The sequence below is a fragment of the Streptomyces chumphonensis genome (assembly GCF_014779715.1).
GTDB classification, from domain to species: Bacteria; Actinomycetota; Actinomycetes; order Streptomycetales; family Streptomycetaceae; genus Streptomyces; species Streptomyces chumphonensis.
The window spans coordinates 509,920-535,231 of sequence record NZ_JACXYU010000002.1 but is presented as its reverse complement, the minus strand read 5'-3'; the positions used below and the strand labels follow the sequence as shown (position 1 = coordinate 535,231).

The window sequence follows — 25,312 nt, the reverse complement described above, 5'->3', positions numbered from 1 at the left end:
GGAGGTTCAGTAGGAACTGAAGGACGCAGACTGTGGCGAGTTGCGCCGGCGAGAGTCCGGGGCGGCCGTCGCGCGGGTACCAGGAGGCGAAGTCCCCCTCGTCCCAGAGCCCGTCGAGGTGATCACGTACCCACATCGCCGTGGTGCCACGGGGGTTGCCGGCCCGCGCCATCCGGGCCGTGAGCTCGGGAACTGCCGCACCGGACCGGGGACGAACAGACACTGATCACCTCAGGAGGAGGGAACCACGCAGGACCGTCCGGAGGGTTCCAACCGCAGACAACCCCTGTCCCGAGAACTCCAACATCCCTGGCAGAGTCGTCGACGTTCAGCCGACCGCGTAGCGGAAGCATGTCTCAGTACGTGCTGTCGCGCGGAGGTCTCGACCGGACAAAGAAGTCGCCGAACCTTGTTCCCGATCTTGCCCTCGCGACGGCGAGTGGACTATACCTGTCGGCACCCGGACCGCCGAGGTGCTCCTCGCGGCCCGGCCCGGTAGCACGACCCGAGCTTCAACCGATCTGCGGTGTAGGGCATTTCGCCGGTAGCGCCTCGAACGTCCGGTACACCGCCTGAGTCCTGGAGAAGGCGAGGACTTGAGCATGGGACCTGCCGACGTCGACCGCAGAAACCTCATCAAACGCGCCACCGCCCTCGGTCTGCTCGCCGCCCCCGCGATGGGCGCGCTCACGTCCTGCGCCTCCGGCGGCGGTGGGGGCAACGAGAAGATATCGGGGGGCGAGAAGACGGACCAGAACCCGCTCGGCGTGAACGAGAAGGCCGGGCTGGAGGTCGTGATCTTCAACGGCGGCTACGGCGAGCAGTACGCCAAGGACGCGCACAAGATCTACGAGGGCCGCTACGGCTCCGTCAAGCACGACGCCACGCAGAAGATCCGCACCACGCTGCAGCCCCGCATCATCAAGGGCAACCCGCCGGACGTCATCAACAACTCCGGTGCCGAGGCGATGGACATCGCCTCGCTCATCGCGGAGGAGCAGGCCGAACCGCTCGACGCCCTGCTCGACGCACCCACCCTGGACGACCCGGACACCAAGATCCGGGACGTGCTGGTGCCGGGCACGATCACCAAGGGCCAGTTCGGCGGTGAGGAGATGTACCAGCTCAACTACTCCTTCACGGTCTACGGCACCTGGTACTCCCAGACCGCCCTGGACCGGCTGGAGGTGGAGTACCCGAAGACCTGGGACCAGATGCTCGCCGTCTGCGCCAAGGCGAAGAAGGAGGGCATCGCCGGCTGGACGTACGCGGGCAAGCACCCCTACTACTTCGCCTTCACGATGTACCCGTTCATCGCCAAGATCGGCGGTCCGGACGTCCTGAAGGCCATCGACAACCTCGAACCGGGCGCCTGGAAGCACGACGCCGTCCGCAAGGCGTTCGACGCCTACTACGAGCTGTACGCCAAGGGCTACATCCTCGAGGGCACACCCGGCATCGACCACACCCAGTCCCAGACGCAGTGGAACAAGGGGAAGGCCCTGTTCATACCCAACGGTTCGTGGGTGGAGAACGAGGCCAAGAAGACGACCCCGGCGGACTTCGAGATGAGGGTCGCCCCGCCCACCTCCCTGGACTCCTCCGACGCCATGCCGTTCGAGACGGTGTGGGCGGAGGCCAGCGAGCCGTTCATGGTGCCGTCCCGGGCCAAGAACGTGCCGGGCGGGATGGAGTGGCTGCGCATCATGCTCGGCAAGGAGTCCACCGCCAACTTCACCCAGCTCGTCTCCGCCCTCACCTGTGTGAAGGGCGCCGCCGACGGTCTGGACCTCCAGTCCGGCCTGGCCTCGGCGAGCGAGGTGCTGAAGGCGGCGGGGGAGAACGTCGTGGCGCCCCGTATCCACGACTGGTACCTGGAACTGCACAAGGACAAGATCGGCGGCACGATCGCCGCCATGATGGCCGGGGACATCAAGCCCGCCGAGGCCGTCACGCGCTGTCAGCGCTTCGCCGACGAGACGGCGAAGGACGACAGCGTCCGCAAGTACGAGCGCTGAGCGGCGGTGCCGCCCGCCCGCGGGCGGGCGGCACCGCCCGCCCAGCCGTTGGCAGTAGTCGCGACACGCCGGTCACCGGCGCGGTGAGGAAAGCGGGAGGCCCATGGCGACCGGCGCGCAGGTTACGGCGGGCCCGGCCGGGTCCGGGACTCCGGACGGGCCGGAGCCCCCGGAGCGGACGTCCGCCGCGCGGCGGCTGCGTCCCGCCGAGATTCCGCTCTTCGTCCTGGCGTTCCTGCTACCGCCCCGGCTCACCCCGTCCCGGGTGAAGCACGACCGGCGGTACCGCACGCTCGACAAGTACCGGTTCGTCTGCGGCTTCCTCGCGCTGCCCCTGGCGATCTACGCCGTCTTCGTGGTGTCGCCGTTCGTCCAGGCGTTCTACTACTCGCTGACGGACTGGACGGGCTACAGCGCGGACTTCACGTTCGTGGGCCTGGAGAACTACGAGCGGCTGCTGGACGACTCCGACTTCTGGGCCTCGCTGACCAACAGCCTGACCTTCCTCGTCCTCGCGCCCGCGCTGACGCTCGGCCTCGGCCTGTTCTTCGCCTTCATGCTGCGGGCGGGCGGGCGACGGGCCCGTGGCGAGGCGATCTCGGGCGTGCGGGGCGCGAAGTTCTACACGATCGTGTACTTCTTCCCGCAGGTCATCTCGGTGGCGATCATCGGGGTCGTCTGGGCCGCGGTCTACGACCCGATCACCGGACCACTGAACGAGGCCTTCCGCGCGGTGGGGCTCGACGGGCTGGCGCAGAACTGGCTGGCGGACCCCGACCTCGCCCTGTGGTCGGTGCTCTTCGTCCTGTGCTGGAGCTTCATCGGCTTCTACGTGGTGCTCTTCTCGGCCGCGATGGGCTCGGTGCCCAAGGACATCTACGAGGCGGCCCTGCTGGACGGTGCCGGGCGCACGGTCACCTTCTTCCGCGTGACGCTCCCCCTGATCGGGGACAGCGTGCGGACGGGCTGGATCTACATGGGCATCCAGGCCCTGGACGCCTTCGCCATCGTGCACATCATGACGATCAACAAGGGCGGGCCCGGCAACTCCACGCTGGTCACGCCGGTGTACCTGTACAAGAAGGCGTTCGAGTCCGCGCAGGCGGGCTACGCCACCGCCATCGGTGTCGTCCTCCTGCTGGTCACCATGGCCTTCGCGGCGATCATGATGCTGGTCGGCCGGCGTGAGCGCATCGAGTACTGAGACGAGCGGGGAGACGGACCGATGAGCGCCATCCGCACCGACCAGCCCACCGGGGACGCCGGGGCCGACCTCGACGAACGCCCGACGCACGGCCCCGACCGACCGGCCGGGGGCGGCGCGAAGGACGGCGCGGCCCTGAACGTCTTCTCCGGCGCCTTCCTCGTGCTGTGGTCGGTCATGGCCGCCGGCCCGCTGCTGTGGGTCATGGTCAACTCGCTGCGCGAGTCGGGGAAGATCCAGGGGCAGCCCTTCGGCTGGCCCACGGACCTCAGCTTCGAGAACTTCGCGAACGCCTGGTCGGACGCCAACATCGGGCAGTACGCCCTGAACTCGGTGATCGTGCTGGCCGGTTCGCTGCCCGGCACCATGCTGCTCGGTTCCATGGCCGCCTACGTCATCGCGCGCTTCGGCTTCTTCGGCAGCCGGGCGGTGTACCTGCTGTTCGCGGGCGGCATGATGTTCCCGATCATCCTCGCCGTCGTGCCGCTGTTCTTCGTGATGGACACCATGGGCCTGCTGGACACCAAGCTGGGTCTGGTGCTCGTCTACATCGCCTACTCGCTGCCGTTCACGACGTTCTTCATGACCGCCTTCTTCCGGACGCTGCCGGGCAGTGTCGCCGAGGCGGCCACGATCGACGGTGCCTCGCACAGCCGCACGTTCTTCCAGATCATGCTGCCCATGGCCCGCCCGGGCCTCATCAGCATCGGGATCTTCAACTTCCTGGGGCAGTGGAACCAGTTCTTCCTGCCGCTGGCACTGAACTCCGAGAGCCGGGACGAGGCGCTGCTCACCCAGGGGCTGGCCGAGCTCTCCGTGAGCCAGGGCTACGAGGGGGACTGGGGTGCCCTCTTCGCCGGGCTGACCATCGCGATGCTGCCCATTTTGGTCGTGTACATGGTCTTCCAGCGGCAGGTCCAGGAAGGGCTGACGGCGGGAGCCGTCAAGTAGGCCCGGCCCTACCCCGGGGTCCGCACCCGGAGGGGGTGCGTCCGTACATCGACCCGTCTGCCCCTTCGGTCCCCGGAGAACCACGGCTCCCGGTCCGTCACGTCCACCACATCTGAGCGCGTGCCCCGCTCAAGGGGTTGACGGAAACCTCCCCACACGGTCCCCTTAGGGTTCATATGTTGGAAGCGGACCGTGTCGCGACGGGCGGGAGTGGGTCAGTAGTGGAGACACCGGGGTCGCAGTCCTCGCTGCACCGGGCCAACCTGGAGCGGGTGATCCGCGCCGTCCGCACGGCGGGGTCGCTGACCCAGGCGGAGATCGCCCGGACCACGGGTCTGTCGGCCGCCACCGTGTCCAACATCGTCCGGGAGCTCAAGGAGGGCGGGACCGTCGACGTGACGCCGACCTCGGCGGGCGGCCGCAGGGCGCGCAGCGTCTCCCTCTCGGGGGACGCCGGAATCGTCGTCGGCGTCGACTTCGGCCACTCCCACCTGCGGGTGGCCATCGGCAACCTCGCGCACAAGGTCCTGGCCGAGGAGTCCGAGCCGATCGACGTGGACGCCTCCGCGTCGCAGGGCCTGGACCACGCCGAGGCGCTGGTCACGCGCTTGCTGGCCGGGCTCGGCATCCGGGCGGAGAAGATCGTCGGGGTGGGGCTCGGCGTCCCCGGGCCCATCGACGTGGAGACCGGCGTCCTCGGCTCGACGGCCATCCTGCCCGGCTGGTCGGGCACCAACCCGCGCGACGACCTCGCCGCACGCCTGGGCGTGGCCGTGCACGTGGACAACGACGCGAACCTCGGCGCCCTGGGCGAGCTGGTCTGGGGCACCGGGCGCGGCGTCGCCGACCTGGCGTACATCAAGGTGGCCAGCGGTGTCGGCGCGGGTCTGGTCATCGGCGGACGCGTCTACCGCGGCCCCGGCGGCACCGCCGGGGAGATCGGCCACATCACCCTGGACGAGTCGGGGCCGGTGTGCCGCTGCGGCAACCGCGGCTGCCTGGAGACGTTCACGGCGGCCCGCTACGTGCTCCCGCTGCTCACACCGGGCCACGGGCCGGACCTGACCATGCCGCGCGTCGTGGAGCTGGCCCGGGAGGGCGACCCGGGCTGTCGGCGGGTGGTCTCGGACATCGGGCGGCACATCGGCAGCGGCGTCGCGAACCTCACGAACCTGCTCAACCCCAGCCGGGTGATCCTCGGGGGCGATCTCGCCGACGCCGGTGACCTGGTGCTCGACCCCATCCGCGAGTCCGTGTCGCGCTACGCCATCCCGAGCGCCGCCAGCCGGCTCTCGGTGGTGCCCGGTTCGCTCGGCGGCCGGGCCGAGGTGCTGGGCGCGCTGGCGCTCGTGCTGAACGAGATGGGCGACGCGCCCCTCCTCCAGCCGGCGACGGACACCCTCCCGGTGGGTGTCTGACGCCCTTTCGGCCTGTTCCCGGCGCCTTTTCGGGCGCCGTTCGCGTTCAGGTTGTTCACGCACGCCATCGTTGCGTTCTCTTTATTGCTTAACTTCTTGACGGCATCCCGGCCCGACGGTTGACTTCGGCGCACCTCGGCCGCACCGCCGCGGCCTCGTCAGGGAGGTAGTCACCCATGAGCGCAACACTGCGTCGTGCCGCAGTCGTTCTGGCCGCGTCCGCCATGGCCCTCTCGCTCGCCGCGTGCGGCAGCGCCAAGGAGGCGGACGGCGACGACACGCCCGACGACAAGAACGGCGACAGGAACGACGGTCCGCTCTCCATCGGCCTGCTGCTGCCGGAGGACCAGACCGCGCGCTACGAGAAGTTCGACCGGCCGCTGATCGAGGCGAAGATCAAGCAGCTCTGCTCCGACTGCACGATCACCTACAACAACGCCAAGCAGAACTCCTCCGCCCAGCAGCAGCAGATGAACTCGCTCATCACCAAGGGCGTGGACGTCATCATCCTGGACGCCGTGGACTCCAAGTCCATCGCCGGATCGGTCGAGAAGGCGGACGAGGCCGGTATCCCCGTCGTCGCCTACGACCGGCTGGCCGAGGGCCCGATCGACGCCTACACCTCCTTCGACAACGAGGAGGTGGGCCGCGTGCAGGGGAAGGCGCTGCTCGAAGCGCTCGGCGACGACGCCCGGGACGGGCAGATCGTCATGATGAACGGCTCGCCGACCGACCCCAACGCCGCGATGTTCAAGAAGGGCGCCCTCTCCGTGCTGGAGGGCGAGGTGACCATCGGCAAGTCCTACGACACCACCGAGTGGAAGCCGAGCGAGGCCAACAAGAACATGAACGGCGCCATCGCGGCGCTGGGCGAGGACGACATCGTCGGGGTCTACTCGGCGAACGACGGCATGGCCGGCGGCATCATCACCGCGCTCGAACAGGCGGGCTTCGACGAACTGCCCCCCGTCACCGGTCAGGACGCGGAACTGGCCGGAGTGCAGCGCATCATCGCCGGCACCCAGTACATGAGCGTCTACAAGCCCTACCGCCCCGAGGCGGACGCGGCGGCCGAGATGGCCATCGCGCTGGCCCGCGGCGAGGACGTCCCGGCCGAGGCCACGATCGACAGCCCGACCACCGAGGGCGTGCCCGCGACGCTCGTCAAGCCCGTCGCGCTGACCGTGGAGAACGTCGAGGAGACCGTCCTGAAGGACAACCTCTACACCCTTGAGGAGATCTGCACGCCCAAGTTCCGCGCGGCGTGCGAGCAGGCCGGACTGATGTGACGCCCGGCGCCCGGGACGCCGCTCCCGGGCGCCCTCTGGTCCGGCAGGGCCCCTCAGTCCGCCCCCTCGCAAGGAGTTGTCCTATGTCCACTACGCCGGTACTGGCGCTGCGCGGCGTCTCCAAACGCTTCGGTGCCGTCCAGGCGCTCACCGACGTCGACCTGGAGGTGCACGCGGGTGAGGTCGTCGCCCTCGTCGGCGACAACGGCGCCGGGAAGTCCACCCTGGTCAAGGCCATCGCCGGGGTCGGCCCGGCCGACGCGGGGGAGCTCCTGTGGCAGGGCGTCCCCGCCCGGGTCGGCCGTCCGCACGACGCGCAGGACCTGGGGATCGCCACCGTCTACCAGGACCTCGCGCTCTGCGACAACCTCGACGTCGTCGGCAACCTCTTCCTCGGCCGTGAGCTGAAACGTTCCGGCGTACTGGACGAGGTGGAGATGGAACGCCGCAGCCGCGAACTGCTCGCCACCCTGTCCATCCGCATCCCCAGCGTCCGCATCCCGGTCGCCTCGCTCTCCGGCGGCCAGCGGCAGACCGTCGCCATCGCCCGCTCCATGCTCGGCGAGCCCCGCCTGGTCATCCTGGACGAACCCACCGCGGCCCTCGGCGTCGAGCAGACCGCCCAGGTCCTCGACCTGGTGGAGCGGCTGCGGGAACGCGGTCTGGCCGTCGTCCTCATCAGCCACAACATGGCCGACGTCAAAGCCGTGGCGGACCAGGTGGCCGTCCTCCGGCTCGGCCGCAACAACGGCGTCTTCGACGTGGCGACCACCTCGCAGGAGGAGGTCATCGCCGCCATCACCGGCGCCACCGACAACGCCGTGACCCGACGCCGGGCGCGCAGCACGGAGCCGAAGACGGAGGCACCGCAGTGACCACCGACCTTTCCAGGACCCCCGGGGACGCCCCGGACGCCTCCTCCGGGCCGACGCCCCCCGCCACCCCGCCGCCCGCGACCGACCCCCGGCTGCTCGTCCGCTCCGACGGTCTGGCCGGCTACTGGAGCGACTTCCTGCGCCGGATGCGCAGCGGCGAACTCGGCTCGGTGCCCGTCGTCCTCGGACTGGCCGTCATCTGGGTCGTGTTCTGGCTGCTGGAACCCAGCTTCCTGTCCGCGCAGAACGTCAGCAACCTCTCCGTCTACATCGTCGGCACCGGGCTCATCGCGGTGGGCATCGTCTTCGTGCTGCTGCTCGGCGAGATCGACCTGTCGGTCGGCTCGGTCAGCGGACTGGCCGGAGCGGTCTTCGCCGTGCTGGCCGTCAACGAGGGCATCACCGAGTGGCTCGCGCTCCTCGTGGCCCTGCTCACCGGAGCGCTCGCCGGCGCCGTGCACGGCTTCTTCTTCGCCCGCGTCGGTGTCCCGGCCTTCGTGGTCACCCTGGCGGGCCTGCTGTTCTGGAACGGCCTCATGCTCCAGGTCCTCTCCAGCGACGGCACCGTCAACCTGGACAAGGACGGGCTCGTCGGCTCCATGACGAGCCACTTCTTCACCGACGTCGCCGCCGCCTACGGTCTGGCGCTCCTCGCCGTCCTCGGCTACTTCGCCGCCCAGTGGAGCGAGCACCGCCGCCGCGTCGGCGTCGGCGTCCCCGCCCGGCCGCTGAGCGAGATCGCCGTGCGCACCGGTGCCCTCGCCCTCGCGGCGTTCCTGCTGGCCTACACCCTGAACCAGTACAAGGGCCTCCCGCTGGCCCTGGTGATCTTCCTCGCCGTCCTCGTGGTGTTCGACTTCGTGGTCCGCCGCACGACGTGGGGCCGGCGGGTCTTCGCGCTGGGCGGGAACACCGAGGCGGCGCGGCGGGCGGGCATCAACGTGACCGCCGTGCGGATCTCGGTGTTCTCCCTCGCCGGCACCATGGCGGCCTTCGGCGGGCTGCTCATCGCCTCCCGCATCGCCGCGGCCGACCAGGGCGCGGGCTCCGGCGTGCTGCTGATGGAGGCCATCGCCGCCGCCGTCATCGGCGGCACCAGCCTCTTCGGCGGACGCGGCACGGTGTGGTCGGCGCTGCTGGGCATGCTGGTCATCGGTTCGATCTCCAACGGACTCGCGCTGCTGGGCAGCCCCTCCCACCTCCAGTACATGATCACCGGAGGGGTGCTGCTGGCGGCCGTCGTGATCGACTCGGTCTCCCGGCGCACCCAGCGGTCGGCCGGGCGCACGTAGGCGCGCCCCACCGTCGTCCCCCGGGTGGAGCAGGCGGGCGGGCCCCCTCGGGGCCCGCCCGCGTCCGTGTGTCGGGTGCCCCACCCCACCGCGCCGGGCGGCCACCGGGTGGCGAAGACTAGACTCGGGCAGATCGGTGTTCAGGCGTAGACGCCCGAAAGCAAGGAGGCTCAGTGCCAAAGGTGCCGCGTGAACCGCGACGACCCGGTGCGGCAGGGAGCACGCCCCCGACCAGTGGACCGCTGCTGCCCAGCATCTCGGGACCGCGTGACCTGGACGGACTGACCCCGGAGCAGCTCGACGCGCTCGCCGCGGAGATCCGTACGTTCCTCGTCGAGGCGGTGGCCAGGACCGGCGGCCACCTCGGCCCGAACCTCGGTGTGGTGGAGCTGACGATCGCCCTGCACCGCGTGTTCGACTCGCCCCGCGACAGAGTGCTCTTCGACACCGGACACCAGTCCTACGTGCACAAGCTGCTCACCGGCCGCCAGGACTTCTCCCGGCTGCGGGCCAGGGGCGGACTGTCCGGTTACCCCTCGCAGGCCGAGTCGCCGCACGACGTCATCGAGAACAGCCACGCCTCCACGGTGCTCGGCTGGGCCGACGGCATCGCCAAGGCGAACGAGCTGCGGGGCACCGGGGCCCACGTCGCGGCGGTCATCGGCGACGGCGCCCTCACCGGCGGCATGGCCTGGGAGGCGCTGAACAACATCGCCGCCGCGAACGACCGCCCGCTGGTCATCGTCGTCAACGACAACGAGCGCTCCTACGCCCCCACCATCGGCGGCCTCGCCAGCCACCTGGCGACCCTGCGCACGACGGACGGATACGAGCGCTTCCTCGCCCGGGGCAAGGAGATGCTGAACCGCACCCCCGTCGTCGGCAAGCCGCTCTACGGCACGCTGCACGGGGCCAAGAAGGGCCTGAAAGACGTCATCGCGCCGCAGGGCCTCTTCGAGGACCTGGGGCTGAAGTACATCGGCCCGATCGACGGGCACGACGTCGCGGCCGTCGAGACGGCCCTGTGGAAGGCCAAGCGCTTCGGCGGCCCGGTCATCGTCCACTGCCTGACCGAGAAGGGCCGCGGCTACCAGCCCGCCCGGCTGGACGAGGCCGACCAGTTCCACGCCGTCGGCGTCATCCACCCGGACACCGGTCTGCCCGTCTCCGCCTCCGGCGCCGACTGGACCTCCGTCTTCGCCGAGGAGATGGTCCGGCTCGGCCGCGAGCGGAAGGACGTCGTCGCCATCACCGCGGCGATGATGCGTCCCACCGGGCTGCACCGCTTCGCCGAGGAGTTCCCCGATCGGGTGTTCGACGTCGGCATCGCCGAGCAGCACGGTGCCGTCTCAGCGGCCGGACTCGCCCACGGCGGGCTGCACCCCGTCTTCGCGGTCTACGCGACCTTCCTCAACCGCGCCTTCGACCAGGTCCTCATGGACGTCGCCCTGCACCGCCTCGGGGTCACCTTCGTCCTGGACCGGGCCGGCGTCACCGGGACCGACGGAGCCTCCCACAACGGCATGTGGGACCTGTCGATCCTCCAGGTCGTGCCCGGGCTGCGGATCGCGGCGCCGCGCGACGCCGAGCAGTTGCGGGCGCAGCTGCGCGAGGCCGTCGAGGTCACGGACGCGCCGACCGTCGTGCGCTACTCCAAGGGCGCCGTGGGCCCCGCCGTCCCGGCGGTCGGCACGGTCGGTGGGACGGACGTGCTGCGGGAGGCCGACGCGGAGCGTCCGGACGTCCTGCTCGTCTCCGTCGGAGCGCTCGCCCCGATGTGCCTGGAGATCGCCGAACTCCTCGACCGCCAGGGCATCTCGACCACCGTCGTCGACCCGCGCTGGGTCAAGCCCGTGGATCCGGCGCTGCCGTCGCTCGCCGAACGGCACCGCGTCGTCGTCACCGTGGAGGACAACTCCCGTGCGGGCGGGGTCGGTTCGGCCGTCGCCCAGGCGCTGCGGGACGCCGGGGTCGACGTCCCGCTGCGGGACTTCGGCATCCCGCCGCGCTTCCTCGACCACGCCTCCCGCAAGGAGGTGCTGGCCGAGATCGGGCTGACCGCGCCCGACATCGCCCGGCAGGTCACCGGACTCGTCGCCCGGCTCGACGGGCGCTACGAGGACGACGAGCCCGCCGCCGCCCGCGAACGCGAGACGGCGCGGGACTGACCCGGGGGCGACCGCGCCCACAACGTCCGGCCCCGCACACCGCTTTCGGGCGGCCGTGCGGGGCCGGATAGGTTGGGGCGCATGCCCACCGCCCAGCCGCCGGGCCCGTCCCGCACCGCCCGTACCGCCGACGCCCCGGCCCCCGTACGGGCACCCCGCCCCCGGCGGCCCGACCACTACGCGTCCCCCGCCGCCGTGCGGGAGGCCTCCCGCACGGTCGGCACGGCCCTCCCGCGTCGCCCGGCGACCGTCGCCCCGCCGCGCACGCCGCCCCGTACACTGCCGCGCTACTGGCTTCGGCTGCTCCCCGCCCTGCTGGTGCTGACGGTCGCGACCCGACTGCCGTCCTTCCAGCGCCCGGTGTGGAACCCGGACGAGGGATTCCTCGCCACCCAGGCACGGATGCTCGCGGCCGGCGGCACCCTGTACGACGACGTCGTGGACCGCAAGCCGCCGTTGCTGCCCTGGCTCTACCGGGGCGCCTTCGCCCTCTTCGGTGACGACTCGCTGTGGCCGCTGCGGGCCCTGGCCGTGCTCGCCGTGCTGGCCACGGCGACGTTCGCCGCGGCCCTGGCGCACCGGCGTTGGGGGCCGCGCGCGGGCGCGGTGGCCGGCGTGCTGTGCGTCCTCGGCTCGGTGGGCCTGAACCCGGAGGACGCCCAGGCGGCCACCTTCGAGGTCTTCATGCTGCCGTTCACCGCCGCCGCCGTGTGGGCCGCCGACCGCCGCCGCTGGGCCGTGGCGGGGCTCGCCGTCGCGGGCGCCCTGCTCGTCAAGCAGACCGGCGGTGCCGTCCTCCTGCCCGTCCTGTACCTGGCGTGGGTGCGCACGGCCCCGGGGCCCGGCGGTGGCCGACGGCCCGCCCTGCTGCGCACCCTGGCCGCCTTCGCCGCGCCGCTGCTGGCCGTCGCCCTGGCCAACGACGTGTCACGCACCCTGTTCTGGACGGTCACGGGCTCCGGTTCCTACGCCAGCTTCACCGGCTCCGAACTGCACGTGCTCTCCCGGGGGCTGGCCAACACGGCGCTCTTCGCCGCCGGGGCGGGCGGCCTGCTGCTGCCGCTCGCCGTCGTGCTGCGGCGCGGGCTGCCCCACCGCCGCGTCCTCACCACCGACCTGTGGCTCTGGCTCGGCGTCTCGGCGCTGGCCGTCCTCACCGGCTTCCACTTCTTCGGCCACTACTACCTGCAACTCGTCCCGCCGCTGGCCGTCCTGGCCGCCGGGGCGCTGACCCTGCTCACCGCCGACTGGCTCCGGCTGACCGCCGTCGTCTCGGCGGTGCTGTGCACGGTCTTCGTGGCCTGGGGCAGCCACGCCGGGCAGGCCGACCTCGACCACGCGCGACGGGTGGCCGACGCGGTCCGCGACAACACGCGGGCCGAGGACACGGTCTTCGTCTGGGGCATGCACCCCGAGACGTACTGGCTCGCCGACCGCAGGCCCGCGTCCCGGTACCTGACGGCGGGGCTGCTCACCAACTACAGCGGCGGACGCGACGGACCGCGCGTGGGGGAGGAGTACGGGATGCACCGATCCTGGCCCACGCTGATGGCCGAACTGGTCGCGGACCCGCCGCGGCTGATCGTCGACGACTCGCGCGGCAAGCCGTACCGCCCCGCGCGCATGCCCCGCCTGCAGCGGCTGCTGGACAGCCGGTACGTCCTGGTCGGCGAGGTGGACGGCGCGCTGTTCTACGCCCGCGAGCCGACCCGGTAGTCCCGGCGGGCCGACCGTGGCCGCGGTCGGCCCGCCCGGCCCCGTCTCACAGCCCGCGCGGTCCCACGGTGGCGGCTCCCTCGGCCGCGACGCGGGCGCGCAGTTCCCGGTCGGCGGTCACCACGACGACGTCGCGCCCCCGGCCCTCGGCCGCGACGAGCGAGACGATCGCGTCGTCACCGCTGCCGGACGCCGCGAGCACCCGGACCCCGGCCACCGGCTCGACGCCCCGGGCAGCGCCCTCCACCACGAGCACCAGCTCCAGCGGCGTGTCCACCCCCGCGACGCGCCCCTGCGCCACCGCTGCGGCGAGCCGGTCGCGCAGCCGCCGGGCCGCGCCCGGGCGGTCGCGCCACCAGCCGTCGGGCACCGAGCCCACGACGTTGGCGGCGTCGACCACCACCAGCGGAGTCAGCGTGCCGCTCCGGGATGGTTCAGGCACCAGCCCTCCCAGGCCGAGGCGACCATGTCGCGGACGTCGTGCCGGGCCGTCCAGCCCAGCACCTCCGCCGCGCGGTCGGCCGAGGCGACGACACGCGGCGGGTCGCCCGGCCGCCGTGCGGTCACCTCGGGGGCGAGGGCGTACCCCGTCACCTCGGCGATCAGGTCGATCATCTCCCGCACCGACGCCCCCTGGCCCCGGCCGATGTTGACGGTCAGGTCGTGCCCCGCCTTGGTCTCCCCGGCCTCAAGCGCGCGTGCCGCCGCGAGGTGCGCCTCGGCGAGGTCCGCGACGTGGATGTAGTCCCGCACGCACGTGCCGTCGGGGGTCGGGTAGTCGTCGCCGAAGATCAGCGGCGCCTTCCCCTCGGTGAGCTTCTCGAAGGCCATCGGCACGAGGTTGAAGACGCCGGTGTCGGCCAGCTCCGGGGCGGCCGCGCCGGCCACGTTGAAGTAGCGCAGACAGGCCGTGCGCATCCCGTGCGCGGCGCCGGTGGCCCGGACCAGCCACTCACCGGCGAGCTTCGTCTCGCCGTAGGGGCTCATGGGCGCGCCCGGGGTCTCCTCGGTCACCAGGGCCACGTCCGGCATGCCGTAGACGGCGGCCGAGGAGGAGAACACGAACTGCCGCACCCCGCCCGCCACAGCCGCCTCCAGCAGCACCTGGAGTCCGTGCACGTTCTCGTGGTAGTAGCGCAGCGGCATCGCGACGGATTCGCCGACCTGCTTCTTCGCGGCGAGGTGTACGACTCCGGTCACGGCGTGTTCGGCGATCGTGCGGTCCAGCAGCTCGCGGTCCAGGGTGGAGCCGACCACCAGGGGGACGCGCTCCGGCACCCGCTCCCGGACCCCGGTCGACAGGTCGTCCAGGACGACGACCCGCTCGCCCGCCTCGGTCATGGCCCGGACGACGTGGGCGCCGATGTACCCGGCGCCGCCGGTGATGAGATAGGTCATCCCGGCATTCTAGGCGCCGGGAGATCGGTCCGGACGGGCCCGGGTGTGGTGTCCGGGGGACCCGTCAACGCGACGGCGCCCGTCCGCGCCGAACGCGGACGGGCGCCGTCATGCGGCCGTGCGAGCCGTGGGGGTTACCGCGGGACGCTCGCCACGCCGGGGGCGTGGAAGGCGGCACCGCGCACGCGCTCGCTGACGCCGGCCCGGTCCAGGTACGGCGTGATGCCGCCCAGGTGGAAGGGCCATCCGGCGCCGGTGATCAGGCACAGGTCGACGTCCTGGGCCTCGGCCACCACGCCCTCCTTGAGCATGAGGTCGATCTCCTCGGCGATGGCGGCCAGGGCCCGCTCGCGCACCTGCTCCTCGCTGAGGACGGTGTCGCCGGTCTCGAACAGCGCCGCCACCTCGGGGTCGAGGTCGGTGGTGCCCGGCTGGTAGAGGCCGCGCTTGCCCGCCTCGACGACCCGGCCCAGGTTCTCCGAGACGCCGAAGCGCTCCGGGAACGCCTCGTGCAGCGTGCCGGCGACGTGGTGGGCCACGGCGGGGCCGACGAGCTCCAGCAGCACGATCGGCGACATCGGCAGGCCCAGCGGGGCGAGCGCCCGGTCGGCGACCTCCACCGGCGTGCCCTCGTCGATCGCGCCGAGCACCGAGCCCATGAAGCGGGTCAGGATGCGGTTGACGACGAACGCGGGCGCGTCCTTGACCAGCACCGCCGTCTTCTTGAGCTGCTTGGCCACGGCGAACGCGGTGGCCAGCGAGGCGTCGTCGGTCTGCTCGGCCCGCACGATCTCCAGCAGCGGGAGGACGGCGACCGGGTTGAAGAAGTGGAAGCCGACCACGCGCTCGGGGTGCTTGAGCTGCGAGGCCATCTCCGTGACCGACAGGGAGGAGGTGTTCGTGGCCAGGATCGCGTGGGCGGGCACGACGGCCTCGACCTCGGCGAAGACCTTCTGCTTGACGCCCATCTCCTCGAACACGGCCTCGATGACGAAGTCCGCGTCGCTGAAGGCGGCGGCCTTGTCCAGCGAGCCGGTGACCAGCGCCTTGAGACGGTTGGCCTTGTCCTGGCCCACGCGGCCCTTGAGGAGGAGCTTGTCGATCTCCTCGTGGACGTAGCCGACGCCCTTGTCCACGCGCTCCTGGTCGATGTCGGTCAGGACGACCGGCACCTCCAGGCGGCGGGCGAAGAGCAGCGCGAGCTGCGAGGCCATCAGACCGGCCCCGACGACGCCGACCTTCGTGACCGGGCGGGCCAGCGACTTGTCGGGGGCGCCGGCCGGGCGCTTGGCGCGCTTCTGCACCAGGTTGAACGCGTAGATCCCGCTGCGCAGTTCGCCGCCCATGATCAGGTCCGCCAGGGCGGCGTCCTCGGCGTCGAAACCGGCCTGGAGGTCGCCGTCCTTGGCCGCGGCGATGATGTCCAGCGCCCGGTAGGCGGCCGGGGCCGCGCCGTGCACCTTGGCGTCGGCGAACGCGCGCCCGGCGGCGACGGCCTGGTCCCACGCCTCGCCGCGGTCGATCTCGGGCCGCTCGACGGCCAGCTGACCGGAGAGCACGGCCGCCGTCCAGTGCAGCGACTGCTCCAGGAAGTCGGCGCCCTCGAAGAGGGCGTCCGCGATCCCCAGCTCGTGCACCTGGGCGCCGCGCAGCTGCTTGTTCTGGTTCATCGAGTTCTCGATGACGACCTTCACGGCGCGCTCGGGGCCGATCAGGTTCGGCAGCAGCACGCAGCCGCCCCAGCCGGGGACCAGGCCGAGGAAGACCTCGGGCAGCGAGAACGCCGGGACGGCCTGGGAGACGGTGCGGTAGGTGCAGTGCAGCCCCACCTCCACACCGCCGCCCATCGCGGCGCCGTTGTAGTAGGCGAACGTCGGCACGGCCAGGTGGGACAGCCGCTTGAAGACGTCGTGGCCGCCCTTGCCGATGGCCTCGGCGTCCGAGCGCTCCTTCAGCACCTCGACGCCCTTGAGGTCGGCGCCGACGGCGAAGATGAACGGCTTGCCGGTCAGGCCGACGCCGACGATGTCGCCCGCGGCGGCCTCCGCCTCGACCTGGTCGATCGCGGCGTCCAGCTCGCCGAGGGACTGCGGGCCGAACGTGGTCGGCTTGGTGTGGTCGAAGCCGTTGTCGAGCGTGATGAGCGCGAACCGGCCCACGCCGCCGGGAAGGTCGAGGTGGCGCACGTGCGCCTGGGTCACGACCTCGTCGGGGAAGACGTCGGCCGCGCCCTTGAGCAGCTCCTGCGTGGTGGTCACTTGCCAGCCCCTTCGAAGTGCGGGTTCTCCCAGATCACGGTGCCGCCCATGCCGAAGCCGACGCACATCGTCGTCAGGCCGTAGCGGACGTGCGGCTGCTCCTCGAACTGGCGGGCCAGCTGCGTCATCAGCCGGACGCCGGAGGAGGCCAGCGGGTGGCCGAAGGCGATCGCGCCGCCGTACTGGTTGACGCGCGGGTCGTCGTCGGCGATGCCGAAGTGGTCGAGGAAGGCGAGGACCTGCACGGCGAACGCCTCGTTGACCTCGAACAGGCCGATGTCACCGATGGACAGCCCCGCCTGGGCGAGCGCCTTCTCGGTGGACGGCACCGGGCCGACGCCCATGACCTCGGGCTCCACACCGGCGAAGGAGTAGGAGACCAGGCGCATCTTGACCGGGAGCTCCAGCTCGCGGGCGACGTCCTCGGCGGCCAGCAGCGAGGCGGTGGCGCCGTCGTTGAGGCCGGCGGCGTTACCGGGGGTCACCCGGCCGTGCGCCCGGAACGGCGTCTTGAGACCGGCCAGGCTCTCCAGGGTGGTGCCCGGGCGCATCGGCTCGTCGGCGGTGGCCAGGCCCCAGCCCGTCTCACCGGCCTCGGGGTTGGTGCGGCGCACCGAGACGGGCACCAGGTCCGACTGGATCCGGCCGTTGGCGTACGCCTTGGCGGCCTTCTCCTGGCTGGCGACGGCGTAGGCGTCGGCGCGGGCCTTGGTCAGGTGCGGGAAGCGGTCGTGCAGGTTCTCCGCCGTCATGCCCATGAACATCGCCGACTGGTCGACGAGCTTCTCGGAGACGAAGCGCGGGTTCGGGTCCACGCCCTCGCCCATCGGGTGGCGGCCCATGTGCTCGACGCCACCGGCGACGACGACGTCGTACGCGCCGAAGGCGATCGACCCGGCGGTGGTGGTGACGGCGGTCATCGCGCCGGCGCACATCCGGTCGATGGAGTAGCCGGGCACGGTCTGCGGGAGGCCCGCCAGGATGCCGGCGGTGCGGCCCAGCGTCAGGCCCTGGTCGCCGATCTGGGTGGTCGCGGCGAGGGCCACCTCGTCGATGCGCTCCGGCGGCAGGTCCGGGTTGCGGCGCAGCAGCTCACGGATGCACTTGACGACGAGGTCGTCGGCGCGCGTCTCGTGGTAGATGCCCTTCGGTCCCGCCTTGCCGAACGGGGTGCGGACGCCGTCGACGAAGACGACGTCCCTTGCGGTACGAGGCACGTTGGCTCTCCTCCTGCAGGGTGCGGCCGGGGTTGTCCGGGGTCCTACCCCGGAGGGGGTGCCGCCGCCGCGCGGCGCGCTCCCGCCTCCATGCTACTAGCCGGTAACCGCCAGGCAAGGGGGTGCCCTCCTCGGCCGTTGCGGTTCCGGTCACATTGTGGGCCCCGGCCCTCCCCGCCGGGGGGAAGCCTGGGCGCCCGCCCAGGGGACGGTCGCCGCGCGCGGGCCCTTGGGGCGGCCGGGGCCGGTCAGTCGGCCGAGGCGGTCAGCGCGGCGGTCAGGAGCGGCAGGGTCTGCTCGATCTGCCACTCCCGCGCGCCGTGCGAGCGCAGCACCTCGGCGACCGCGTCCGGCCCGTGGTCGGTCGGCGGCTCCCAGCACAGCCGGCGCACGGTGTCGGGCGTGATGAGGTTCTCCTGCGGAAGGGAGAGCCGCTCCGCGTGGGCCGTCACGGCGGCACGGGCCGCCGCGAGCCGGGCGGCGGCGGCCGGATCCTTGTCCGCCCAGGCGCGCGGAGGCGGCGGCCCGCCCGGTGCCTGGCCCGGCTGGGGCAGCGCGGAGTCGGGCAGGGCCCGGGCCCGGTCGACGGCGTTCTGCCAGTGCTGGAGCTGCTTGCGGCCGGTCCGGTTGCCGAATCCGGACAGCTTGGCGAGGGCGTCCACGCTCTCCGGCACCGCCAGGGCGGCCTCGACGATGGCCGCGTCGGACAGCACCTTGCCGGGGGAGACGTCGCGGCGCTGAGCGACCCGGTCCCGCGTCTGCCACAGCTCGCGGACGACGGCGAGCTGTCTGCGCCGCCGCACCTTGTGCATGCCGGACGTCCGCCGCCAGGGGTCCTTGCGGGGCGGTGGCGGGGGAGCGGCGGCGATGGCCGCGAACTCCTCCCGGGCCCACTCCAGCTTGCCCTGCCGCTCCAGCTCCTTCTCCAGGGCGTACCGCAGCTCGACGAGGAGTTCCACGTCGAGTGCCGCGTAGCGCAGCCACGGCTCGGGCAGCGGGCGGGTCGACCAGTCGACGGCGGAGTGGCCCTTCTCCAGCGTGTAGCCGAGGACGTTCTCGACCATGGCGCCCAGACCCACTCGGGGGAAGCCCGCGAGCCGGCCGGCCAGCTCGGTGTCGAAGAGGGTGCCGGGCACCATGCCTATGTCCCGCAGGCACGGCAGGTCCTGGGTGGCGGCGTGCAGCACCCACTCGGCGCCGTCCAGTCCGGCGGCCAGTGCCGACAGGTCGGGGCAGGCGACCGGGTCCACCAGCGCGGTGCCGGAGCCCGCCCGCCGCAGCTGGACGAGGTAGGCGCGCTGCCCGTAGCGGTAGCCCGAGGCCCGCTCGGCGTCGACGGCCACGGGTCCGGTGCCCGCCGCGAAGGCGGCGACGACGGCCGCGAGCCCGTCCTCGTCCGCGATGACCGGCGGGATGCCGTCCCCGGGTTCCAGCAGCGGCACGGGGGCCGGTGCGGAGTCCTGGGACGGGGGCTGAGCTGCGCCGCCTGCTGCGGTCTCCTGTGCGTCGGTCACCCGACAAGGGTATCCGTGGCTCCCGGTGGAGCACCCGGTGACCGTGAGCGCACGCTCCCGGGCCCCCGGCGGAAACGTTCCGCCGGGGGCCCGGGAGCGGTGCGTGGGCCGGTGGTCCGGGGCGCTCAGTGGATGATGCCGGTGCGCAGGGCGACCGCCACCATCCCGGCCCGGTCACCCGTGCCGAGCTTGCGGGCGATGCGGGCGAGGTGACTCTTGACGGTGAGTGCCGAGAGGCCCATCGAGACGCCGATGGCCTTGTTCGACTGGCCCTCCGCGACGAGCCGCAGGACCTCGACCTCGCGGCCGGACAGCTCGCGCTGCCCGCCGGGGTGGCCGGGCGCGCCGTGCGGACGCCGGTGGAGGCGCGCGGCGGCGGCACCGATGGCGGCGGCGCCGGGACGGGTGGTCATGCCCATGCTGTTGCGGGTGCCGGTGACGACGTAGCCCTTCACACCGCCGGCCAGGGCGTTGCGCACGGCGCCGATGTCGTCGGCCGCCGACAGCGCCAGCCCGTTGGGCCAGCCCGCCGCGCGGGTCTCGGACAGGAGCGTCAGGCCGGAGCCGTCCGGCAGGTGGACCTCGGCGACGCAGATGTCGCGCGGGTTGCTGACGCGCGGGCGGGCCTCGGCGACGGACGAGGCCTCGATGACGTCGCGGACGCCGAGCGCCCACAGGTGACGGGTGACGGTGGAGCGGACACGGGGATCTGCCACGACGACCATGGCCGTGGGCTTGTTGGGGCGGTAGGCGACCAGGCTGGTGGGGTGGTCGAGGAGAACAGACACCGAGCCTCCTGGGGAGTGGAGTGTGACGGCAGCCGACTGAAACGCCGAGTCGGAGGATGTCCCTGGGGAAGGGTCACGAAGTGCTTCGGCAGCCGGGTCGGTGTCCTTTAGGGGAAGATCACGAACGAGTGAGGACAAATCTGTCAATTCGGACAGGGTGTCGAGCGGCTGACGCCTCCTCGGCAGCGTGTGGCGCGCCGACGGCCCACCGCACGGGCGGGTTCGGGGCCCACCGGGCGGCGGGCGCCACGGCGACCACGGCGGCTGAAGCGGCTACAGCGGGCGCGGACCCCGGCGCTGGGGGAGCGGCACGATGCCGGGGCCGCCCGAGGGGTCGGCCCCCTCGCCGCCCTCCGGAGCCTCCGGGGGCAGCCCCGCGCACTGGCACAACAGGTCGCACCAGGCGCCCAGGTGGGCCGCCACGTCCGGAAGTCCCAAGGGGGCCAGCGGTGTCCAGGACGCGCGCAGTTCGATCTCCGCCTCGGGGGGACGTCCGCCGAGCTGGCCGAAGAACCAGGAACCGGCCCGGGTCACCGTGCCGCCCGGCCGGCGCACCACGACCCCCCGGGAGTCGAGCGCCCCCGTCAGCCACGACCACGTCACCTCCGGCAGCAGCGGGTCGCCGGCCATCTCCGGCTCCAGCTCGGCCCGGGCCAGCGTCACGACGCGGAACGTGCCCTCCCAGCCCTCCTGGCCGCGCGGGTCGTGCAGCAGGACGAACCGCCCGTCCGCCAGTTCCTCGTCGTCCACGCTCACCGACGCCCCGAGCGCGTGCGCGTACGGGGCGAGCCGCCGGGGCGCTGGCAGCGGATCCAGTCGCACGGCCCGCCTCGGACGGGCCCCCGTCAGGGCCGCCACCGCCTGCCGGAACGCGGCCGGGACCGCCGCGTCGGCCTCCCCCGGGGGGCCGGAGGAGCCGGGTTCGTTCCGGGTGCCGTCCCCGCCCTGCTCCGAGCCCTCCGCCTGCTGTCCTCGCGCCGCTGCCATGGGCCGAAGATTAGGCGCCGCGTGACCGGGAGGCGGGGAGGAACACCCGGCGGTTCCCGGCCAAGTCGGACGCCGCGGACGACCCGTGCGAGACTTCCCGTGTGAGTTCCGCTGACCGCCCCCAGGGCCCGCCGACCCAGACGTATGACTCCGCGTTCCTCAAGGCATGCCGCCGGGAGCCCGTACCGCACACCCCCGTGTGGTTCATGCGGCAGGCGGGCCGCTCGCTGCCGGAGTACCGCCGGCTGCGCGAGGGCATCGCCATGCTCGACTCGTGCATGCGGCCCGACCTCGTCACGGAGATCACCCTCCAGCCCGTCCGGCGCCACGGTGTCGACGCCGCCATCTTCTTCAGCGACATCGTGGTGCCGCTGAAGGCGATCGGGATCGACCTGGACATCAAGCCCGGCGTCGGCCCGGTCGTCGCCCAGCCCGTGCGCACCCGCGCCGACCTGGAGCGGCTGCGGCCGCTGGAGCCGGCCGACGTCTCCTACGTCACCGAGGCCGTCGGCATGCTGACCGCCGAGCTGGGCGGCACGCCCCTCATCGGTTTCGCGGGCGCCCCCTTCACCCTCGCCAGCTACCTGGTCGAAGGCGGACCGTCGCGCAACCACGAACACACCAAGGCGCTCATGTACGGCGACCCCGAGCTGTGGGCGGATCTCCTGGACCGGCTCGCGGAGATCACCGCCTCCTTCCTGCGGGTGCAGATCGAGGCGGGCGCGAGTGCCGTGCAGCTCTTCGACTCCTGGGTGGGGGCCCTCGCCCCGGCCGACTACCGCAGCCGCGTCATGCCGGCCTCCGTCAAGGTCTTCGAGGCGACCGCCGGGTACGGCGTGCCGCGCATCCACTTCGGCGTCGGCACCGGCGAACTGCTGGAGCTGATGGGCGAGGCGGGCGCGGACGTGGTCGGCGCCGACTGGCGGGTGCCGCTCGACGAGGCGGCGCGGCGCGTCGGGCCGGGCAGGGCGATCCAGGGCAACCTCGACCCGGCGGTGCTGTTCGCTCCGCGCGAGGCCGTCGAGACCCAGGCCCGCTCCGTGCTCGACGCCGCCCGCGACCTGCCCGGCCACGTCTTCAACCTGGGGCACGGCGTCCTCCCGCAGACCGACCCGGACGCCCTGACCCGCCTCGTCGCCTACGTGCACGAGCAGACCGCGCGCTGAGGGGACGTCAGGCGGCATGCGCATCCTCGTCATCGGCGGCGGCATCTCCGGCCTCGTGGCCGCCCACCGGCTGCTGGAGGTGGGCGGCGGCACCGAGGTGACCGTCCTGGAGGCGTCCGCGCGGCTCGGCGGAAAACTGCGCGGTGGGGAGATCGCCGGCGTCGCGGTCGACCTGGGCGCGGAGTCCATGCTCGCCCGTCGGCCCGAGGCGGTGGAGCTGGCGCGAGCCGTGGGCCTCGGCCCGAGGCTGGAGCCCCCGGCGGTCGCCGGCGGCGCGATCTGGACGCGCGGTGCGGTGCGGCCCATGCCCGGGGGGCACCTCATGGGCGTGCCCGGCGACCCCGCCGTCCTCGGCGACGTCCTCTCGCCCGACGGCCTGGCCCGCGTCGCCGAGGACGCCGACCTGCCGCGCACCCCGCTCGGGGAGGACGTCACGGTCGGCGGCTACGTCGCCGAGCGGCTGGGCCGGGAGGTCGTGGACCGGCTGGTGGAGCCGCTGCTGGGCGGGGTCTACGCGGGCGACGCGTACCGGATCTCCCTGCGCGCGGCGCTGCCGCAGCTGTTCGAGGCGGCCCGCCGCGAACGCTCCCTGCTGGCCGCCGTCCGGTCCGTGCAGGCCCGCGCGGCGGCGCCGGCGCCCGGTCCCGTCTTCATGGGCGTCTCCGGCGGCGTCGGCCGGCTGCCGGGCGCCGTCGCGGACGCGGTGCGCGCGGCCGGTGGCCGGATCTCGACGGGCGTGACCGCGCGGGACCTGCGCCGCACCCCCGACGGCTGGGCCGTCGCCACCGACGCGGGGGTGCACCACGCCGACGCGGTGGTCCTCGCCCTGCCCGGCCCGGCCGCCGCGCGGCTGCTGCGCCACGAGGCGCCGGACGCGGCGGACGCGCTCGCGGGCGTCGGCTACGCGTCGATGGCCCTGTGCACGCTCGCCTTCCGGCGGGCGGACCTCGGCAGCGCGCTCCCCGGGGGCAGCGGCTTCCTCGTGCCGCCGGTGGACGGCCGCACGATCAAGGCGTCCACGTTCTCCGCCAACAAGTGGGGGTGGGTCGCGGCGCAGGATCCGGAGCTGTTCGTCCTGCGCACCTCCGTGGGGCGCTTCGGCGAGGAGGCCGTCCTCGAACGCGACGACGACGCGCTGGTGGCCGCCTCCCTCGCCGACCTGCGCGACGCCGTGGGGCTGACGGCCGCTCCGGTCGCCTCCCGCGTGACCCGCTGGCCCGCCGGGCTGCCGCAGTACGCCCTCGGTCACCGGGGCCTGGTGGCCCGCGTCCGCGCGGCCGTCGCGCGGATGCCGGGTCTGGAGGTGTGCGGCGCCCTCTACGACGGCGTCGGCATCCCCGCGTGCGTCGCCTCGGCGTCCGCGGCGGCCGAGGCGACCCTGGCGTGGGCCGCCGCGGCACGGGGGCGAGAATGAGGGCATGACCAACGCACCGCACAAGGCCCCGAACGCGGGCAAGAAGGCCAAGGACCTCAACGAGGTCATCCGCTACACCCTGTGGTCCGTCTTCCGGCTGAAGGACGTGCTCCCGGAGGACCGCACCGGCTACGCGGCCGAGGTCGAGGAGCTGTTCGACCAGCTCGCCGCGGAGGACGTCACGGTGCGCGGCACCTACGACGTCTCCGGGCTGCGCGCGGACGCCGACGTCATGGTCTGGTGGCACGCCGAGACCGCCGACGCCCTCCAGGACGCCTACAACCGCTTCCGCCGCACGAAGCTCGGCCGGGCGCTGGACCCCGTGTGGTCGAACATGGCCCTGCACCGCCCGGCGGAGTTCAACCGTTCCCACATCCCGGCGTTCCTGGCCGACGAGACGCCGCGCGACTACGTCAGCGTGTACCCGTTCGTCCGCTCCTACGAGTGGTACCTGCTGCCGGACGAGGACCGCCGCCGGATGCTCGCCGACCACGGCAAGATGGCGCGCGGGTACCCGGACGTGCGGGCCAACACCGTCGCGTCGTTCTCGCTGGGCGACTACGAGTGGCTGCTGGCCTTCGAGGCCGACGAACTCCACCGCATCGTGGACCTCATGCGCCACCTGCGCGCCTCCGAGGCCCGGCTGCACGTCCGCGAGGAGGTCCCCTTCTTCACCGGCCGCCGCAAGGCGGTCGCCGAGCTGGTGGCCGGTCTGGCCTGACGCTCAGCCCCGCGCGGCGCCCAGCAGCTCGGAGACCCGGACGAAGCGGTAGCCGCGCTCGCGCAGCTCCGGAACGATGCGGCGCACCGCCTCGGCGGTGGCGGGCGCCGCGCTGCGGGTGCAGTGCAGGACGACGACCGAGCCCGGCCGCACGTCCGACAGCACCTGCCGGACGACGGCGTCGGCGTCCTCGGTGAACGGGTCGCCGCCGACGACGTCCCACTGCACGGCCGTCACGCCCGCCGGGGCGACGGCCCGCAGGGCGGCGTCGTCGTAGCAGCCGCCGGGGAAGCGGAAGTAGGGCACCGGCCGGTCCACCCCGGCCGCGCGCAGGGCGTCGAAGCCCGCGCGCACGTCGGCGAGCTGGCGCCGTGCGTCGAGCGCGGGCAGGCCGTGGCAGGGCTCGGTGAAGGCGTGGTGGGAGAAGGAGTGGTTGCCGACCTCGAACAGCGGGTCGCGCCCGAGCGCCGCCGTCTGGCTCGGGTAGGTGCGGGCCCACATGCCGGTGACGAAGAACGTGGCCGGGACCCGCTGCGCGCGCAGGAGCCGGACGAGGGCCGGGTTGTCGAACCGCTCGCCGGCGGCCGCGCGGTCCGCCTGCCCGGCGGTCATGTCGGCGTCGAAGGTGAGCGCGACCGGCTTCGTGCGGGGCGGCGTGCCCGCAGTGCCCCGTGTCGCCTCCGCCTCGGGGGTGCGCGGCCCGTGGCGGAAGACGGGGGTGCGGCCGTCGGGGGTGAGCGGCAGGGTGGCCGGCCGGTCCGCCCGGACGGGTGCCTCGGCCGCCGCGCGCTCGGGGAGGTCGCCGCGCTCCGGGTCGGACGCGGGGGCGGCGCCGGTCCCGCAGGCCGCCGTCGCGGCCAGGGCCAGCAGGAGCGCCGGGCAGCGGGTCAGGGTACGGAACGTGATCACATGACGACG

General features: G+C 73.0%; 20 protein-coding genes. 12 read left to right on the top strand and 8 right to left on the bottom strand.

Annotation, left to right across the window (positions count from 1 at the left end; all coding sequences use genetic code 11):
- Positions 1-602 precede the first annotated feature (602 nt).
- The 9 genes from ngcE to IF129_RS07570 all read left to right on the top strand — a co-directional run bounded on the left by ngcE (position 603) and on the right by IF129_RS07570 (position 12,931).
- The gene (gene ngcE / locus IF129_RS07610) at positions 603-2,018 is read left to right on the top strand and encodes an N-acetylglucosamine/diacetylchitobiose ABC transporter substrate-binding protein (RefSeq protein ID WP_191208706.1); all 1,416 of its coding nucleotides are present in this window, start codon (positions 603-605) and stop codon (positions 2,016-2,018) included.
- Positions 2,019-2,121: 103 nt separating this feature from the next.
- Entirely contained in the window at positions 2,122-3,222 is a 1,101-nt protein-coding gene (locus IF129_RS07605; protein ID WP_191208705.1) for a carbohydrate ABC transporter permease, read from the top strand.
- A 21-nt stretch (positions 3,223-3,243) separates the two neighbouring features.
- Positions 3,244-4,173 (top strand): carbohydrate ABC transporter permease, encoded by a 930-nt coding sequence (locus tag IF129_RS07600; RefSeq protein ID WP_191208704.1) that lies wholly within the window; start codon positions 3,244-3,246, stop codon positions 4,171-4,173.
- A gap of 221 nt (positions 4,174-4,394) precedes the next feature.
- Positions 4,395-5,591, top strand: a complete 1,197-nt coding sequence (locus tag IF129_RS07595) for an ROK family transcriptional regulator (RefSeq protein ID WP_191208703.1) — start codon at positions 4,395-4,397, stop codon at positions 5,589-5,591.
- 176 nt (positions 5,592-5,767) lie between these two features.
- A complete protein-coding gene (locus IF129_RS07590) occupies positions 5,768-6,880 on the top strand; it encodes an ABC transporter substrate-binding protein (protein WP_191208702.1) in 1,113 nt (370 codons plus the stop codon).
- 83 nt (positions 6,881-6,963) lie between these two features.
- Positions 6,964-7,755, top strand: coding sequence for an ATP-binding cassette domain-containing protein (locus IF129_RS07585; RefSeq protein ID WP_191208701.1), 792 nt, complete (start codon positions 6,964-6,966; stop codon positions 7,753-7,755).
- A complete protein-coding gene (locus IF129_RS07580; RefSeq protein ID WP_318153607.1) occupies positions 7,752-9,047 on the top strand; it encodes a sugar ABC transporter permease in 1,296 nt (431 codons plus the stop codon). Before IF129_RS07585 ends, IF129_RS07580 begins: the two co-directional genes overlap by 4 nt.
- Positions 9,048-9,229: 182 nt before the next feature.
- The gene (dxs, locus tag IF129_RS07575; RefSeq protein WP_381480753.1) at positions 9,230-11,215 is read left to right on the top strand and encodes a 1-deoxy-D-xylulose-5-phosphate synthase; all 1,986 of its coding nucleotides are present in this window, start codon (positions 9,230-9,232) and stop codon (positions 11,213-11,215) included.
- Positions 11,216-11,296: 81 nt separating this feature from the next.
- Entirely contained in the window at positions 11,297-12,931 is a 1,635-nt protein-coding gene (locus IF129_RS07570) for an ArnT family glycosyltransferase (protein WP_191208700.1), read from the top strand.
- 46 nt (positions 12,932-12,977) lie between these two features.
- On the opposite strand, the gene IF129_RS07565 is transcribed toward IF129_RS07570, so the two are convergent.
- The 7 genes from IF129_RS07565 to IF129_RS07535 form a co-directional block, all read right to left on the bottom strand.
- Positions 12,978-13,373 (bottom strand): NYN domain-containing protein, encoded by a 396-nt coding sequence (locus IF129_RS07565; protein WP_381480715.1) that lies wholly within the window; start codon positions 13,371-13,373, stop codon positions 12,978-12,980.
- Positions 13,343-14,329, bottom strand: a complete 987-nt coding sequence (gene galE, locus IF129_RS07560; RefSeq protein WP_191208699.1) for a UDP-glucose 4-epimerase GalE — start codon at positions 14,327-14,329, stop codon at positions 13,343-13,345. Before galE ends, IF129_RS07565 begins: the two co-directional genes overlap by 31 nt.
- A 134-nt stretch (positions 14,330-14,463) precedes the next feature.
- A complete protein-coding gene (locus tag IF129_RS07555) occupies positions 14,464-16,587 on the bottom strand; it encodes a 3-hydroxyacyl-CoA dehydrogenase NAD-binding domain-containing protein (RefSeq protein ID WP_191208698.1) in 2,124 nt (707 codons plus the stop codon).
- Positions 16,584-17,804 carry a thiolase family protein gene (locus IF129_RS07550; protein ID WP_191208697.1) on the bottom strand — a complete coding sequence of 407 codons (1,221 nt, stop codon included), beginning with the start codon at positions 17,802-17,804 and terminating at the stop codon, positions 16,584-16,586. The genes IF129_RS07555 and IF129_RS07550 overlap by 4 nt, the downstream gene beginning before the upstream one ends.
- Before the next feature lie 248 nt (positions 17,805-18,052).
- Positions 18,053-19,318 (bottom strand): HRDC domain-containing protein, encoded by a 1,266-nt coding sequence (locus IF129_RS07545; RefSeq protein WP_191208696.1) that lies wholly within the window; start codon positions 19,316-19,318, stop codon positions 18,053-18,055.
- Positions 19,319-19,443: 125 nt separating this feature from the next.
- Positions 19,444-20,106, bottom strand: coding sequence for a helix-turn-helix transcriptional regulator (locus tag IF129_RS07540; RefSeq protein WP_191208695.1), 663 nt, complete (start codon positions 20,104-20,106; stop codon positions 19,444-19,446).
- Positions 20,107-20,379: 273 nt separating this feature from the next.
- Positions 20,380-21,093: a DUF3000 domain-containing protein gene (locus tag IF129_RS07535; RefSeq protein WP_191208694.1), complete on the bottom strand. Its 714-nt coding sequence runs from the start codon at positions 21,091-21,093 to the stop codon at positions 20,380-20,382.
- Positions 21,094-21,194: 101 nt separating this feature from the next.
- Here IF129_RS07535 and hemE point away from each other — a divergent pair, with 101 nt between their 5' ends.
- Genes hemE through hemQ form a run of 3 tightly spaced genes read left to right on the top strand, consistent with a single transcriptional unit; the run spans position 21,195 to position 24,394 of the window.
- Positions 21,195-22,259, top strand: a complete 1,065-nt coding sequence (gene hemE / locus IF129_RS07530; RefSeq protein ID WP_191208693.1) for a uroporphyrinogen decarboxylase — start codon at positions 21,195-21,197, stop codon at positions 22,257-22,259.
- A 16-nt stretch (positions 22,260-22,275) separates the two neighbouring features.
- Positions 22,276-23,673, top strand: a complete 1,398-nt coding sequence (hemG, locus tag IF129_RS07525; RefSeq protein WP_191208692.1) for a protoporphyrinogen oxidase — start codon at positions 22,276-22,278, stop codon at positions 23,671-23,673.
- Between the two features lie 4 nt (positions 23,674-23,677).
- Positions 23,678-24,394 carry a hydrogen peroxide-dependent heme synthase gene (gene hemQ / locus IF129_RS07520; RefSeq protein WP_191208691.1) on the top strand — a complete coding sequence of 239 codons (717 nt, stop codon included), beginning with the start codon at positions 23,678-23,680 and terminating at the stop codon, positions 24,392-24,394.
- 3 nt (positions 24,395-24,397) lie between these two features.
- Here hemQ and IF129_RS07515 read toward each other — a convergent pair whose 3' ends face one another.
- Entirely contained in the window at positions 24,398-25,303 is a 906-nt protein-coding gene (locus IF129_RS07515; RefSeq protein ID WP_191208690.1) for a polysaccharide deacetylase family protein, read from the bottom strand.
- Positions 25,304-25,312 lie beyond the last annotated feature (9 nt).

Coding starts and splice junctions, on each gene's coding strand:
- IF129_RS07600 (WP_191208704.1), top strand. CDS start 3,244: ATGAGCGCCATCCGCACCGACCAGCCCACCGGGGACGCCGGGGCCGAC.
- hemG (WP_191208692.1), top strand. CDS start 22,276: ATGCGCATCCTCGTCATCGGCGGCGGCATCTCCGGCCTCGTGGCCGCC.
- IF129_RS07605 (WP_191208705.1), top strand. CDS start 2,122: ATGGCGACCGGCGCGCAGGTTACGGCGGGCCCGGCCGGGTCCGGGACT.
- IF129_RS07570 (WP_191208700.1), top strand. CDS start 11,297: ATGCCCACCGCCCAGCCGCCGGGCCCGTCCCGCACCGCCCGTACCGCC.
- IF129_RS07535 (WP_191208694.1), bottom strand. CDS start 21,093: ATGGCAGCGGCGCGAGGACAGCAGGCGGAGGGCTCGGAGCAGGGCGGG.
- IF129_RS07590 (WP_191208702.1), top strand. CDS start 5,768: ATGAGCGCAACACTGCGTCGTGCCGCAGTCGTTCTGGCCGCGTCCGCC.
- IF129_RS07585 (WP_191208701.1), top strand. CDS start 6,964: ATGTCCACTACGCCGGTACTGGCGCTGCGCGGCGTCTCCAAACGCTTC.
- galE (WP_191208699.1), bottom strand. CDS start 14,329: ATGACCTATCTCATCACCGGCGGCGCCGGGTACATCGGCGCCCACGTC.
- ngcE (WP_191208706.1), top strand. CDS start 603: ATGGGACCTGCCGACGTCGACCGCAGAAACCTCATCAAACGCGCCACC.
- hemQ (WP_191208691.1), top strand. CDS start 23,678: ATGACCAACGCACCGCACAAGGCCCCGAACGCGGGCAAGAAGGCCAAG.